General features: G+C 44.0%; 13 protein-coding genes and 1 riboswitch. Of the genes, 4 read left to right on the top strand and 9 right to left on the bottom strand.

From position 1 onward, the window contains the following. The first annotated feature begins 384 nt into the window (after positions 1-384). A complete protein-coding gene (locus tag AB4375_RS21385) occupies positions 385-837 on the top strand; it encodes an RNA-binding protein (RefSeq protein ID WP_017061054.1) in 453 nt (150 codons plus the stop codon). Here AB4375_RS21385 and murI read toward each other — a convergent pair. From murI to btuB, 3 genes are read right to left on the bottom strand one after another with little or no spacing between them, the layout of a single operon-like run. Continuing rightward, the gene (gene murI, locus AB4375_RS21380; protein WP_017061053.1) at positions 800-1,606 is read right to left on the bottom strand and encodes a glutamate racemase; all 807 of its coding nucleotides are present in this window, start codon (positions 1,604-1,606) and stop codon (positions 800-802) included. The two genes, AB4375_RS21385 and murI, sit on opposite strands and share 38 nt — an antisense overlap. Positions 1,607-1,666: 60 nt before the next feature. Next, entirely contained in the window at positions 1,667-2,332 is a 666-nt protein-coding gene (locus AB4375_RS21375) for an ATPase (RefSeq protein ID WP_372052482.1), read from the bottom strand. Positions 2,333-2,380: 48 nt separating this feature from the next. Then, on the bottom strand, positions 2,381-4,198 hold the full coding sequence (gene btuB, locus AB4375_RS21370) for a TonB-dependent vitamin B12 receptor (protein WP_017070283.1): 1,818 nt from the start codon (positions 4,196-4,198) through the stop codon (positions 2,381-2,383). Positions 4,199-4,237: 39 nt separating this feature from the next. Next, positions 4,238-4,442: riboswitch (cobalamin riboswitch) on the bottom strand. 154 nt (positions 4,443-4,596) lie between these two features. Here btuB and trmA point away from each other — a divergent pair. Beyond that, positions 4,597-5,706 carry a tRNA (uridine(54)-C5)-methyltransferase TrmA gene (gene trmA / locus AB4375_RS21365; RefSeq protein ID WP_017061050.1) on the top strand — a complete coding sequence of 370 codons (1,110 nt, stop codon included), beginning with the start codon at positions 4,597-4,599 and terminating at the stop codon, positions 5,704-5,706. An 80-nt stretch (positions 5,707-5,786) separates the two neighbouring features. On the opposite strand, the gene AB4375_RS21360 is transcribed toward trmA, so the two are convergent. Beyond that, entirely contained in the window at positions 5,787-6,158 is a 372-nt protein-coding gene (locus AB4375_RS21360; RefSeq protein ID WP_017061049.1) for a YijD family membrane protein, read from the bottom strand. Beyond that, positions 6,158-6,799, bottom strand: a complete 642-nt coding sequence (gene fabR / locus AB4375_RS21355) for an HTH-type transcriptional repressor FabR (RefSeq protein ID WP_010438693.1) — start codon at positions 6,797-6,799, stop codon at positions 6,158-6,160. Before fabR ends, AB4375_RS21360 begins: the two co-directional genes overlap by 1 nt. A gap of 327 nt (positions 6,800-7,126) precedes the next feature. On the opposite strand from fabR, the gene sthA reads away from it, so the two are divergent. Next, positions 7,127-8,527: a Si-specific NAD(P)(+) transhydrogenase gene (gene sthA / locus AB4375_RS21350; protein WP_017061048.1), complete on the top strand. Its 1,401-nt coding sequence runs from the start codon at positions 7,127-7,129 to the stop codon at positions 8,525-8,527. A gap of 183 nt (positions 8,528-8,710) precedes the next feature. Here the strand turns inward: sthA and dinF are convergent, their stop codons facing one another. The 4 genes from dinF to AB4375_RS21330 form a co-directional block, all read right to left on the bottom strand. After that, positions 8,711-10,066, bottom strand: coding sequence for an MATE family efflux transporter DinF (dinF, locus tag AB4375_RS21345; RefSeq protein ID WP_017067882.1), 1,356 nt, complete (start codon positions 10,064-10,066; stop codon positions 8,711-8,713). Positions 10,067-10,183: 117 nt separating this feature from the next. Further along, the gene (locus tag AB4375_RS21340; protein WP_017070281.1) at positions 10,184-11,062 is read right to left on the bottom strand and encodes a class I SAM-dependent methyltransferase; all 879 of its coding nucleotides are present in this window, start codon (positions 11,060-11,062) and stop codon (positions 10,184-10,186) included. Between the two features lie 97 nt (positions 11,063-11,159). After that, positions 11,160-11,780: a transcriptional repressor LexA gene (gene lexA / locus AB4375_RS21335; RefSeq protein WP_019820514.1), complete on the bottom strand. Its 621-nt coding sequence runs from the start codon at positions 11,778-11,780 to the stop codon at positions 11,160-11,162. 94 nt (positions 11,781-11,874) lie between these two features. Then, positions 11,875-12,237, bottom strand: a complete 363-nt coding sequence (locus AB4375_RS21330; RefSeq protein ID WP_017061045.1) for a diacylglycerol kinase — start codon at positions 12,235-12,237, stop codon at positions 11,875-11,877. Between the two features lie 220 nt (positions 12,238-12,457). Here AB4375_RS21330 and plsB point away from each other — a divergent pair, with 220 nt between their 5' ends. Continuing rightward, positions 12,458-14,881 (top strand): glycerol-3-phosphate 1-O-acyltransferase PlsB, encoded by a 2,424-nt coding sequence (plsB, locus tag AB4375_RS21325; protein WP_017071790.1) that lies wholly within the window; start codon positions 12,458-12,460, stop codon positions 14,879-14,881. Positions 14,882-14,959: the final 78 nt, after the last annotated feature.

The following is a 14,959-nucleotide window of genomic DNA, read 5'->3' as shown; positions in this document are numbered from 1 at the left end:
GGTTTAAATTGTTAAAGAGCGCTAGCGTTTTGTGATTCACATCTCAGTCGCTAGGGGTGCGTACTATACCTGCACCACTTTGAGAGTCAAGGGTTATTTTCAAACTCTTTTTCTCTACCGATTTCGCTGTGTGACTTTCGTCTCACTCCGTGTCGGTGAGGCGGCATTATAGAGAGATTGAGATGGAGCACAAGGGCTTTTTGAAATAAAAGTTTTGTTCGCCTAAAAAGCCACCAGATCCGCATTTTTCGAATAAAAACTAAACATTTGAGACGTATCACAGCAATACATTGGAAAAATGAAAGCCATGAACGTAAGATTCATGTGTCTATTTTGTTAATGGTAGATGCGTCTATTTCGTTTATTAATATGTAGTATTCCGATATGAACTCAAAAAAATCGATGTTGTTAATTGTCGCACTGGCTGTATTAGGCGGCATTGTTTTCTCTCAGGTAGATATATCGCCTGCAATTACCTTTATCCTTGGTGTCTTGGCTTCCGCTTTTGTTGTTAACTTTTCAAGCACCGACTCAAAATCAGATTCAGAACCTAAGGCTTCAACCAAAACACTTTATGTGGGTAACCTTCCATACAAAGCGAACGAATCACATGTACGTGAATTATTCTCAGAGCATGGTGAAGTATTTGCAGTACGTTTAATGAAAGACAAACGTACTGGTAAAAGAAGAGGCTTTGGATTTGTTGTTATGGCAAGTAATGATGTGAATCATGCAATCTCTGCACTTAACGATAAAGATTACATGCAACGCACTTTAAAAGTACGTGTTGCAAATGATCCTAAACATCCTGAAGCGGACGAATCTGAACTGAGCTAAACCCTAACTGCTTTAACATACTATTTAGTGCACTTTCTTTTTTAGGAAGTGCACTACAAAAAACTTCACGTACTCCCCCTTCTTTATTAACGCTTTCCAAACCCAACAAATCTTGAACCCGCTTAGCTATCGCTTTACCAGAATCTATCAGCACTACACTTTCACCTAGTACTTGTTGAATCTCTGATTTGATCAATGGGAAATGAGTACATCCTAATACAGCCACATCAATTGTGTTGATCATCGGCTGAAGGATTTGCTGTAACTCTTCAAGGCTAATCTCCTCGCCTCTGAGTTTATCTTCGGCCATATCCACCAGCCGAGTAGAACCCAACAGCTCTACTCTTTTATTACTCGAGAAGTTTTTGATGAGCTCGTGTGTGTATTCACGAGTAATCGTCGCGGGAGTCGCAATAAGGCCAACCGCTTTATTAGCCAGTAACGAAGCAGGTTTGATTGCCGGGACTACGCCGACAATAGGGATAAGGTTATTAGCGCGAAGTGTCGGCAGGACTATCGTACTGGCCGTATTACAAGCTATCACCACGATATCAATAGCGTGACTCGCCACAAAACTGGCGACGATACTTTGGACTCGCTGAATGAGGACTTGCTGATCGAGCTCACCATAAGGGTAAGCCTCGTTATCGAATACATAGATATAGTTGTGATTGGGTAGTAACTGGCTTATCTCTTTATATACAGACAGACCGCCAACTCCAGAATCAAAGACCAATATGTTTTTTTGTATGCTTTCCGACACAACCATTACCTGTAATAAGTTCCGCAGCAATGATACCCCTTCACCTAGTTTTCGCCAATCATCACTCTACATAATGCAAGCTCGGTAGCGTTGATGCCCAAAGCGCTCACCCTGCTCTACATTTTCTAGCTCTATCTTAAGCTTACCTTTAAAGCATGGCGCTGACGTGACTAAGGTATGGAACTCACCATCTTCTCCACATGGGTCGACGTGACTTGGCAAACTGTCTATTAGTTCAGGCGTGTATTCTTTCCCGCAATAGCTCATGTCTAATGCATCGCTATCAACTGTGACGAGAAAGGTTTCAATTCCTCTATTTATGATTTCTTGAGCCAGAGTTTGGCTACTCTCTCCCATTAGTGGAAACACACACTCCCAGCCAGCCGGTTCTATATAGCTTTTTCTATAGTCGGCAATGCCATTGCAAAACATATCGCCAAATGCGACGGCATCAATAGATAAACCCGATCCTTTAAGCGCCGTAACAATCGTACTTTGATAGATCTCGTTACTTGGGAAGACTTCCGGCAGCTCAATCGTTATTAATGGCAAGCCGAACAATGTTGCCTGCATTCCGACAACCTCGATTGACGTGACTTGGAAAGGAACCTCATCACCAACATACGTAGTATAGAGAGCAACAACTTCATACTCGGTGCTTTCAAGTAGACGTTCTAGGGTTAATGTAGAGTCTTTGCCTGACGACCAACTTATGACGACTTTCTTTTTCATTGATATACCCAATAAGAAAAAACCGCCCGAAGGCGGTTTAGGTGATAATTAGAATTGGTAAGTAGCATTCACGTAATATGTACGCTCTGGTGATGGGTATCCACCAGCAGTCTCGTACTCTTCGTCAGTTAAGTTATCCACTCGACCATTTAAAGTAAGGTTTTCATTCGCATAGTAGTTCACTGAAACATCAAACAAGCTATACGCTGCGAGATCTTCAGAGAAGTCCGGTCTCTCACCTACATATTGGAAACCTAATGAAACATCAACATCATCGAAACTAGCCACTGCATTATACTTGTAAATCTTCTTAGCTCGGCGTATCAGTTGCTCACCAGATTGATCTTCTGGGTCTTGGAAATTAGCGCTCACTTGGTGGTTAATAAAGCTAGTATCAAATCCAACGACCATTTCCACACCACGTAATTGGCTTTCGCCATCGGTATTGTAGTACTTACTTGTCGCGTAGTTGTAATCAATTAAGTCTTCGACGTTCGTGTCATAGCCAGTAATCGACCAATCAACATCCTTGATTAAGCCACCAAAAGTCAGTTCAAATGAATCTGCCTTTTCAGCTTCTAACTGTGCATTACCGTAGTAGCTATATAGTTGATACAAGTTAGGTGCTTTGAAGGATGTGCCATAAGCTGCTTTTACAACAAGCCACTCAGCATAACGATAGCCTAACCCTGTGTTGTAAGTAGTTTCTGTACCAAACTGCTCATTGTCATCAACACGAAGACTCAGTTCTCCGAACACTTTATCCGCATCTGCGTTTAATGCAGCGAAGTACGCAACATTCGTTCTGTCGTATTCAGTATTCGAAGGCTTAACAATATAAGCCTCATCACGCCAATCTACACCACCACTAAGAGTCAGTGACGACGTTAGTTTGTATGAATTCACCCATTGAACATTTAGCTGTTCAAGCTCATCAGATGTTGCTGACGCTGAGTTCTTGCCTAAAGACTGTTCGTAGTTCCAGTTATCTTGATTCTGATAGTTAACTAAGAAATCAGACTTAAGTTCACTGCCACTATATTTAACACCAGTAGCAAAGGTCGAATTTTGAACTTCAGCTTCTTTGTAAGAATGGTCTGTACCAAATGAACCATCGTACTGAGAAATGGTTTCAAACATACGGAAATTCGCGAAGCCACTCCATTGCTGATCAAAATTATGAACATAACCAATTAGAGCATTGCGTGATTCAAAACCATGGCGATCACCATCATTAACACCTGGTAATGGATGAACGTTGTATCCCTCATCGGAATCGTAACCTACAGATACGTTCAAGTGACCATTTTCACCGACCTTAGTACCACTAACAAAGCTCAGCTCTTGGTAATCTAAGCTTCCTAAACCTGCACTAACTGCCGTTTTTTCATTGTCAGAGTTTGCAACAGTAATAATGTTGATAACACCGCCGATAGCTTCTGAGCCATACATAGCGGCACGAGCTCCTCGAACGTATTCCACTCGGTCAACGAATGTAATTGGTAACTGGCTAAAATCGACACCACCCTTTGCAGCTCGCGCAAAACGAATACCATCAATGAGAACAAGCACTTGATCAGAGTTAGCACCACGAACAAAGATCGAAGCTTGCTGTCCTCGGCCTCCATTTTGTGAAACCTGAATACCCGTCAATCGTCTAAACACATCTGTTAGAGACTTAGCTTGAATTCGATCGATATCTTGGCGTGTTACTACTTCAACTTGAGCGACAACACTTTCCGTGCTTTGCTCAAAACGGTTAGCCGTCACCACCATGGTTTCGTCGGCAGATGCTTGTTGGGCGTGTAAATTGGAGATAGGTGAAAGCAGCGATGCTACAGCAACCGCTAAAAGGGATTTGTTCATGTTGTGATCCTAAATCGCGTAAATTCCTACCAAACCACATGTCATGGTTTAGCCGCTGGCAGGTATTCGGACTCAAGAGCACAACCTTATGGTTACCTGATATTCGACTTCCCACAAAAAGCTATTTGCAGTGTCTTATGAATACTCGTTCTCTTTTACCGCTGCGCGTCAGTTCTGGATTCACACCAGATTCCCTCTTCAGCCATCTATACATCTAAATGGCACCAGCTTGCCGGAGATAGTATTGACCTCTGAATCATTTGTCTAGTCTAAGATAGTTATAAGCTATAGTTTTCATGGTCGATTTACATTGAATGGCGCTCAACACTGGACAAGCGCCTGTGATTGAATAAAATCTGCGCTCTTGATTTAAAAGCACGACAGCAAAAGGCATAACCATGGCGAATTTAGATGTAAACCCGCAACGCTACCAAGAACAACTGGCAGAAAAGACAGAGCGTCTTACAGAAATGTTCTCAGAATATGATGTGCCTGAACTGGAAGTGTATGAATCTCCAGAACAACACTACCGCATGCGTGCTGAGTTCCGCGTGTGGCATGAAGGTGACGATATGTATTACGTCATGTTCAATCAAGAGACTAAAGAAAAATACCGCGTAGACCAGTTCCCTGCAGCTAGCCGTCTTATCAATGACCTAATGCCTCTATTAACAGATGCAATGAAGGACAACCACTCTCTGCGCCACAAGCTATTCCAAGTAGACTTCCTTTCTACGTTAAGCGGCGAAATTTTGGTGTCATTGCTTTACCACCGTCAATTAGGTGAACAGTGGATTCAAGATGCTAAAGCACTTAAGCAGCAATTAAACGATGAAGGTTTTAACCTAAACCTGATTGGCCGTGCGCGTAAGATGAAAATCGTACTGGACCGCGACTACGTAATTGAAAAGCTAGATGTGAATGGTGATAGCTACATCTACCAACAAGTAGAGAACAGCTTTACTCAACCCAACGGCAAAGTGGCAGAGAAAATGTTGGAATGGGCTGTCGATTGTACTCAAGACAGCAAAGGCGACTTACTTGAGCTTTACTGTGGTAACGGTAACTTCTCATTAGCGCTAGCACAAAACTTCGAGCGTGTACTGGCAACTGAACTGGCGAAACCGTCAGTAGAATCTGCGCAATACAACATCGCTGCGAACAACATTGAAAATGTTCAGATCATCCGTATGTCTGCAGAAGATTTTACTGTAGCAATGGAAGGCAAGCGTGAGTTCCGTCGTCTACAGCAAGCGAACATCGATCTTAAGAGCTACAACTGCAACACTATCTTTGTTGATCCACCGCGTTCAGGTATGGATGTTGATACTTGTAAGATGGTTCAAGGCTACGAGCGTATCATGTACATCTCTTGTAACCCTGAAACATTGAAAGAGAACCTAGACATCCTAAGCGAAACGCACGACATCACTCGTTTTGCTCTGTTTGACCAGTTCCCTTACACGCACCACATGGAAGCTGGCGTATTCCTAGAGCGTAAAGCGTAAGTATCGCTTTCAGGTCTAAGCCAAACAGCAGATACAAAAAAACGAGCCCATTGGCTCGTTTTTTTAATTTCTAAATCAACTTAAGCAGTTTTGCCGATAAAGCCGAGTTTCTTACCTACCCATGCAAGAAGCAACATCGCGACAATAATCGCAAAGAAGTTTGAGCCAGCATCAGGGTGTTGTGCCTTCACAAAAGCCGAGTGGCCAAATGCACCTACAAAGAAACAAGCCAAACCTACTAGTGGAATATCTTCAGATACTGGGTTAGTTAGGTACTCTTGGTAAAGTGCTTGTACAGCCAAGACTAAAGCAATCAGTGGGAAAATAGAGAAGCCCACTTCGCTCATTGTTACCCAAGATAACAGAGCATCACCACACACACCGGCAATAACAGCAAGTACGAGTGTCTTTCTTTCTGAACCACGGTTTACAGTATTATTTTCATTCGACATTATTCAATCCCGCCTTTTAATCGGTTACGTTCACGTTCTTTACGATACCAAAAAGCCCCTTTGGCCATCATTCGCAATTGCATGATCAAGCGTTCAGCCAGTTCATCTCGCTGACGTCGATCTAAATCTAATGCTTCTGCCCCTGAGTTGAAGACCAAGATAACGGAGGCTTCAGCTTGAGTAAAAGCTTCGTCTCGTGTCATGCCAGTCGTTATCAAATATTCGGTTAACTCAGCAGAGAAGTGCTGTATCTCACGAGCTACCGCTGCACGAAACTCAAATGAAGTTCCTGAGCGCTCTCGCAATAACAGTCTGAATACGTTAGGGCTGCTTTCAATGAATTCCATAAAGGTTTCAACCGATGTACGAATCACACTGCCTTCTTTTACTATGCGTTGCCTAGCTTGACGCATTAACTGGCGCAGCAGTAAGCCACCTTCATCAACCATGGTTAAGCCAAGCTCATCCATGTCTTTGAAGTGACGATAAAAGGAAGTCGGTGCTATTCCAGCCTCACGAGCGACTTCTCTCAAGCTTAGATTGGAAAAACTACGATCGGCGCTGAGTTGGCTAAATGCTGCATCGATTAAGCTGCGACGAGTTTTTTCTTTTTGCTGTGCGCGAATGCCCATTGGTTTCATACTTTATCAATTTCTTCTTTTACAGCCTAAACAGGCATGTCTAATACTCTATTCAATATAACGCGAATCACTTATTTATATAAGGCACTCTGGTTATATAAGACACTAAACATACCTCTTTGTTCACGTACCGAAGTAAATACGTTCGAAGAAAAAATTTCAATATCCACGCTGTCATTTGGAGACATACGACATACCAAATATTATTTTTTCGATAACACTGCGTGATCCCACCGACTCTCTGATGCCCTTTTCATGTACCCGAGAACAGAATCGGTTAAAATCTCGCTAAAGCAATGTTAATCAAATATAACAAGGAAGATATCTATGCCGCACTCCAACCACTTTGATGTAATCGTAATTGGTAGTGGCCCCGGAGGAGAAGGGGCAGCGATGGGATTAACCAAAGCCGGGTTGAACGTTGCAATCATTGAGAAAGAGAGCAGCGTTGGTGGTGGTTGTACTCACTGGGGAACCATTCCTTCAAAGGCACTGCGTCATGCCGTAAGTCGTATTATCGAATTCAACAGTAATCCGCTGTTTTGTCAGAACAACAAAAGCATACACTCAACGTTTTCTAACATTTTGGGGCATGCCAAATCGGTTATCGACAAGCAGACTCGATTACGCCAAGGCTTCTACGACCGCAACCAGTGCACGTTGGTCTTTGGTACTGCACGTTTTATCGATACCAACACTGTCTCGGTAATGCAAAGCGATGGCACTGAAGAACATTACAGTGCAGACAAATTTGTTATCGCGACAGGCTCTCGCCCTTACCAACCAGATAACGTCGACTTCCTGCATGAACGTATCTACGACAGTGACTCGATTCTTTCTCTTAAACACGACCCGCAACACATCATCATCTATGGTGCTGGCGTTATTGGTTGTGAATACGCGTCGATTTTCCGCGGTTTGGGTGTAAAAACCGATCTTATCAATACTCGTGACCGTCTGTTGTCATTCCTAGACAATGAAACCTCAGATGCACTTTCTTATCACTTCTGGAACAGCGGTGTCGTGATTCGCAACGATGAAACCTTTGAGAAAATTGAAGGCACTGATGATGGCGTGATCATTCACCTAGAGTCAGGTAAAAAGATGCGCGCTGATTGCCTACTGTATGCCAATGGCCGAACGGGTAATACCGATAAACTGAACCTTGGTGCTGTTGGCTTAGAAGCGGACTCGCGTGGGCAAGTCTCAGTAAATACCAATTACCAAACCAATGTTGACCATGTTTACGCTGTCGGTGATGTGATTGGCTACCCTAGCCTAGCAAGCGCGGCTTATGACCAAGGTCGATTTGTGGCTCAAGCAATTGTGAAAGGTGAAGCTGAACGCCACCTTATCGAAGACATTCCAACCGGCATCTACACCATCCCGGAGATCAGTTCTGTTGGTAAAACCGAGCAAGAACTTACCGCAGCTAAAGTACCGTATGAAGTAGGACGTTCTTCTTTCAAACACCTAGCTCGTGCTCAAATTGCGGGTAAAGATATTGGTAGCTTGAAGATCCTGTTCCATCGCGAAACCAAAGAGATTTTAGGTATCCACGTGTTTGGTGAGCGTGCCGCTGAAATCATCCATATCGGACAAGCGATCATGGAGCAGAAAGGCGAAGCAAATACCATCGAGTACTTTGTGAATACGACCTTTAACTATCCAACGATGGCGGAAGCTTATCGTGTTGCAGCACTCAACGGGCTTAACCGTTTATTCTAGATAAAGAACCAATAGGAGTATTTGACCACCCATAGGCCAAATACATAAATAGCAAGCCACGCGCTTGCTGTTTTTATTTAAAACACTGAATATTAAGGCATTGATAGTAATTAGATCATGATGTTCTAAATACCCCTTTACCTGTACAGCCTCATTTACTCTCCACAAACAGAGCCCTCAGAGCTAAGCGAGAAACTCCCCTTTCTTCCACTGAGAAACAAACAACACACCAAGACCAATTCCGCGCATTGCCATAAAGCTCAGCATCGCTAACCACAGTGCATGGTTCTCTAAACCTGATGCTAAATAGAAAATCGCGAAGAAACTACAGGTCGCAACAAACATACTATTGCGCATATCCTTGCCCTTGGTTGCTCCAACAAAAATACCATCCAACAAGAAGCACCACATAGACACCAATGGCATTGCGACTAACCACGGTAAATACACCTCGGCTTGGTTCTTCACGTCAGGAATGGTAGTGATCATATTAATTAAGCTCGAGCCAGCGAGTGCGAATGCTATGGTCAGTACCAAACAAATATTAAAGCTCCAGAAGAAAGTACCAATCAATGACTGGTTCAGTTCATCTTTGTCTTTCGCGCCTATCGCCTTACCGACCATCGCTTCCATTGCGTAGGCAAAGCCATCCATCCCATAAGAGATGATCATCAAGAAACTCATCAACACTGCATTGGCCGCAACAACATCATCGCCAAAGCTTGCACCTTGGAAAGTCATGAAAGTGAAAGTCGCTTGTAGATACAATGAACGAAGAAAGATATCGCGATTCAATTTCACGAAACGACTCAAACCTTGGCTGGTTTTCTTAAGCAGATCCCATGGCGATGGTAACTGCTTCTTCGCCCAGATTCGGTAAACACAAATCAAGCCAAATGTTAGACCGGCATAATCAGCCATTACAGATGCCAATGCTGCACCTTCCACTTGCCATCCTAAGCCGATAACAAAAACAATATCCAAAACGATATTGGTGATATTGGTGATGATGACCATCCACATGGGCGCTTTGGCATTTTGAGTCCCGAGTAACCAACCTAGAATCACAAAGTTAGTTAGCGCAGCAGGCGCACTCCAAGCGCGGATTGAGAAATATTGCTGACCATAGTGCTTAACTTGATCACTGGCGCTACTCAATGAGAAAACTAAATCGGCGACTAGACTGTGTAAAAGCAAAAAGACACCAGCAAACCCTAAGGCCATGGTCACGCCTTGCACAAAGACTAAACCAAGTTGCTTGCCATCATTCGCACCATAAGATTGTGCGGCTAGCCCTGTTGTCGACATGCGCAGGAAACCAAGCAACCAAAAGGTCACGCTGATCATTGTGCCGCCCAGCGCCACACCACCTAAATACCAAGAGTGCTCGAGGTGACCGATAACCGCCGCATCGACTAAGCCCAGCAGTGGAACAGTAATATTAGAGAGAACCATCGGGATCGCGAGCAGCAGCACTTTTTTGTGCATCGCCTGATTGGATAGCGTTTGAAAAATAGTTTGGGGATTAAATAGCTTCACGATCACCTCTTAGATTAGAGGCGATAGTTTAACCTAGTGGGTGGGCTTTCACTATGTTGTGGAACTTTACTTATACCGGCTATGTACTCAGTTACTCGAAATACAGAACCACTAGGGTTACCACTTAACGAGCACTAACTGCGGCGTTAAACGCTTTTTGACCTGAGAGATTTTACAAAGAAGCCGCTGCCACAATTTCCAACGATTGCATTGTTGGTCTAGGGGAGAAAACGCTTTTACCCATTGTGCCCATGGCAGCCAATTAAGAACGCTGTCTATTGGTGAAGACAACCCATGAGCATACTTTCCTGAACCAAGCTTTTGTCCCAACGTACTTGAGCTTTTATCTCCAGCTAAGACTAAACACGCATGTGCATGAGTAAAGTAGCGGCTCAAAGACTGAATGAAGTTCGCGGTCTGTTGTTCATTACAATCCAGCAAAGCATGTTCACACACCACCATCACCGAGGCTTGTTCTGGAATATTAAGTTCATCCAACCAAGTTAGGTCATCAACAGAGCCACACTCTAAGCGATAGCGTTCATTTTTGTGGAACAAGCGTTGTCGCCAAAGCAGATTCTCGGTTACATCTAACTCAACCCAATGACAGCGGCCATTATCTAAACGGTAGAAACGGGTATCGAGCCCTGCTCCCACGTTAATAATCCAAGCATCTGGGTTATGAGATAAAAACTGTTGAACTTGAGAATCACAAAGTTGAGTCAGTGTCGCGTAAAGGAGTTGCTGTTGGTCGAGTTCACCGGTAAGACATTCTGGTGCGAGCTGGCAACGCTTGCAGGCTTGAGCTGCGATAGGATCATAAACGAGACCATCATCAGCTAGGCTTTCACGGCTACGAAACCAAAGATGCTGAACGAGGTTCGTCGGAACTTGGAATTCTTGATGTGCAGACCCTTGTTCAGAAGAAGCCTTTTGAACAGAGGAGCGCGGCTTACGAGTAAGCGGCTTCATTTGAGGTTTGGTTGGGTTTGGCATCATCATCTTCCTTGTATCTCGACAAAGAAGATGATAATGAATATCAATTACAATGGCAAGTTATTGAGAATAAATATCAATAAGCTGTTTGTACTGACTACATCCAGTCGGTGTTGCGAATAATACCAACCGCAAGCCCTTCAATAGACAAGTGTTGAGATTCTAGATCGACATGGATTGGAGAAAACTCTTCATTTTCAGCATGTAACAGAACCGTTGAACCTTTACGTTCTAGGCGTTTTACCGTTACATCATCATCGACACGAGCCACTACAACCTGACCATCGCGTACATCTTGTGTTTTATGAACAGCTAATAAATCACCATCCATAATACCGATGTCTTTCATACTTTCGCCATTTACACGAAGTAAGAAGTCAGCTTGTGGTTTAAACATGCCTGGATCAACTTGGTAATGCATTTCTACATGCTCTTGAGCCAAGATAGGCTCACCAGCGGCAACCTGACCGATTAATGGTAAACCTTGCTCTTCGTTTGCTGCATCTTCAAGCAAAATACGAATACCGCGAGACGCACCCGGGATAATCTCAATCGCTTCTTTACGAGCAAGAGCTTTCAAATGTTCTTCTGCAGCATTAGCAGAACGGAAGCCTAGTTCACGCGCGATTTCTGCACGTGTCGGTGGCATACCGGAATCTTCGATCTTACCTTTGATAAGGTCAAAGACTTGTTGCTGGCGGGGCGTTAACGGCTTCATGATTCACCTGTCTTTTTATACAGTTGACTGTGAGTATATCCAGTAACTGAACAAAAGCAAAGCAATTGGTTGTTTTTAGTTCATTTTTAGCAAATTACAAAAACAGGATCTCTAGCCACACATAACCTGCGAGTGCCAAACAGATGAAAACTGCTGCCGAACCGACATCTTTAGCCATCCCAGAAAGCTCATGATGTTCACTGCCGATTCGGTCGACAACCGCTTCAATCGCGGTATTGATTAGCTCGACAACCATCACCAATACCACCGATGAGATCATTAAGATTCGTTCAACTTGGCTTACATCTAGGTAAAATGCCAACGGAATAAGCACGACCGCCATGAACACTTCCTGTCGAAATGCAGCCTCATTTTTAAACGAACTCGTAATGCCTTGCCATGAAAAGCCTGCTGCTTTGATGATGCGTTTGAATCCGGTGTTTGATTTTTTGGTCATTTTTAACCCTATACTCAATCAGTCGATGAATGATTTTCCACAAACTTAACGGCAATATGACTATTTCCATTAAAAGGTTAGACCAGTTTCTGGTATTCTTGCATCGATTAAATTTACGCCTAGGCTTATCCCTATTTCACTCATAGGATTTATCCTTTTTATCAGAGAAATAGAGATACGCTTCAGCACATTGAAATAACTATTGAGGCAGTGAACCTATATGTCTTCTGGACAATCTTTTTCACGTTCATTAATGAAGCTACCTTTATCCGTATTGGTAAAGGGCACATCAATTCCTTCAAACCCTGTTGAGGATTTGAACATTGATTTGAGCAAACCGATTGTATACGCCTTACCGTTTCGCTCAAGTGTCGACATTCTTACATTGCAAAAACATGCACTTGAATTAGGCCTACCTGATCCGTTGAGCAAGCTTGAAATCAACGGCAAATCACTGCAACGCTACGTTTTTATCTCTTCTCGCAAAACTCTGCTGCAAGACGATGATTATGTACCAAGCTCTTCAATTGAAGTGTTCTCTGAATTGCTTTCACTGCACGCTGACGACTCTGAGCTCGATGTTCAAGTTATCCCTGCTACAGTGCTGTGGGGACGTAAGCCTGGTAAAGAGAATAACCAGAAGCCTTACCTACAGGCAATGAACGGCTTAGAGAAATCAAAAGCTGTATTGCTAGCCGGTCGTGACTGTCTGGTTCGTTTCAGCCCAGTGGTTTCTCTACGCTACATGGCTAACTCACACGGCACCGACAGCACCATCGCGCACAAACTGGCGCGCGTGGCACGTATTCACTTCTCTCGCCAAAAGCTTGCAGCATCAGGCCCTAACCTGCCAAGTCGCCAAGCTCTGTTTGATCGCCTGTTAAAATCAGAAGCGATCAAAAAAGCGATTGAAGACGAAGCACAAGCAAAGAACATCTCGATCGAGAAAGCGAGCAAAGAAGCTCAAGACATCATGGACGAGATTGCTGCGAACTTCTCTTACTCGCTGATCAAGCGTGGTGAGAAGATTCTTGGTTGGCTGTGGAATAAGTTGTACCAAGGCCTGCATATCAGCAACGCTTCAACGGTTCGTAAGTTGGCTCAAGATGGTCACGAGATTGTTTACGTGCCTTGTCACCGTAGCCACATGGACTACTTACTGCTTTCTTATGTGCTTTATCATGAAGGCATGGTGCCGCCGCACATCGCTGCGGGTATCAACCTGAACTTCTTCCCTGCCGGTCCTATTTTCCGTCATGGTGGTGCGTTCTTTATTCGTCGTAGCTTCAAAGGCAACAAGCTGTACTCGACGATTTTCCGTGAATACCTAGCGGAGTTGTTCGCTAAAGGTTACTCAGTAGAGTACTTCAGTGAAGGTGGGCGTTCTCGTACAGGTCGTTTATTGCAAGCGAAGACCGGCATGTTGGCGATGACTATTCAAGCGATGCTGCGCGGCATGAATCGCCCGGTGACTTTGGTTCCTGTGTACATCGGCTACGAGCACGTGATGGAAGTGGCGACTTACGCAAAAGAACTTCGTGGTAAGCGTAAAGAGAAAGAAAACGCGAGCTTAGTGATTCGTACCATTCGTAAGCTGCGTAACTTTGGTAAAGGCTACGTGAACTTCGGTGAGCCAATTCAACTGAACCAATACCTGAATGAACACTCACCTGAGTGGACCAAAGACATCGACCCAATGGGCACTAGCAAACCACAATGGATGAACCCGGTGGTTAATGACTTGGCGACCAAAATGATGACGCACATTAACGATGCGGCAGCGACCAATGCCCTGACCCTTTGTGCAACGGCACTATTGGCTTCAAGACAGCGCGCATTGTCTCGTGACTCTTTGGTTTCTCAGATTAATTGCTACCTGTCTCTGCTTAAGAATGTTCCATATTCGGCAACGTTCACTGTGCCAAAAGACAGCGCTGAAGATTTAGTAAAACATGCTGAATCACTGAACAAGTTCTTGATTGAATCAGACTCAATGGGCGACATTATTTCGCTAGACCGTCACCAGTCAATTCTGATGACCTACTACCGAAACAACATCATTCACTTGTTCGCTCTGCCATCTTTAATTGCCCAGATGACCATTCGTCAGCGCGGTTTATCGATTGACGCGATCCAAGAGAACGTTGCTGCTATCTACCCGTTCTTGAAGAAAGAGCTGTTCCTAAGCTACGACGAAGACAAGCTTGAAGGCGTGGTTTCTAACATCATTGAAGAGCTGGTTAACCAAGGTATGCTTGTGGTTTCTGATAATGAAGTCACCATCAACCAATCAAACAGCCAAGCACTGATGCTGTTAGGTCGTACGATTTCAGAAACGCTACAACGCTACTCTATTGCTTTGAACCTGTTAGCAGAGAACCCTGATCTGGATAAATCCGATCTTGAACAGAAGAGCCAAGACATTGCACAGCGACTTGGTCGTCTGCAAGGCATCAATGCACCAGAGTTCTTCGATAAAGGCGTGTTTGCGTCGATGTTCGCAACTCTGAAACAACAGCAATATCTGGATAACGATGGTAACTGTGATTTAGACAAGACTCAGCAATTCGCTAAGCTTCTCTACTCAATGCTTTACCCTGAAGTACGTTTGACGATTCAAGAGAGTATCCACCAAGCGGAGTAATCATCAGCTTGGTGTCTCTTGAATAGCGAGGCCAAACGCGATCAAAAAAGGCACCCAATGGGCTGTCTCTTGATCACA

The sequence above is a fragment of the Vibrio sp. 10N.261.51.C6 genome (assembly GCF_041471785.1).
Taxonomy (GTDB): domain Bacteria; phylum Pseudomonadota; class Gammaproteobacteria; order Enterobacterales; family Vibrionaceae; genus Vibrio; species Vibrio crassostreae_C.
The sequence above is the reverse complement of the archived record's forward strand: the minus strand, read 5'-3'. Positions and strand labels throughout refer to the sequence as shown.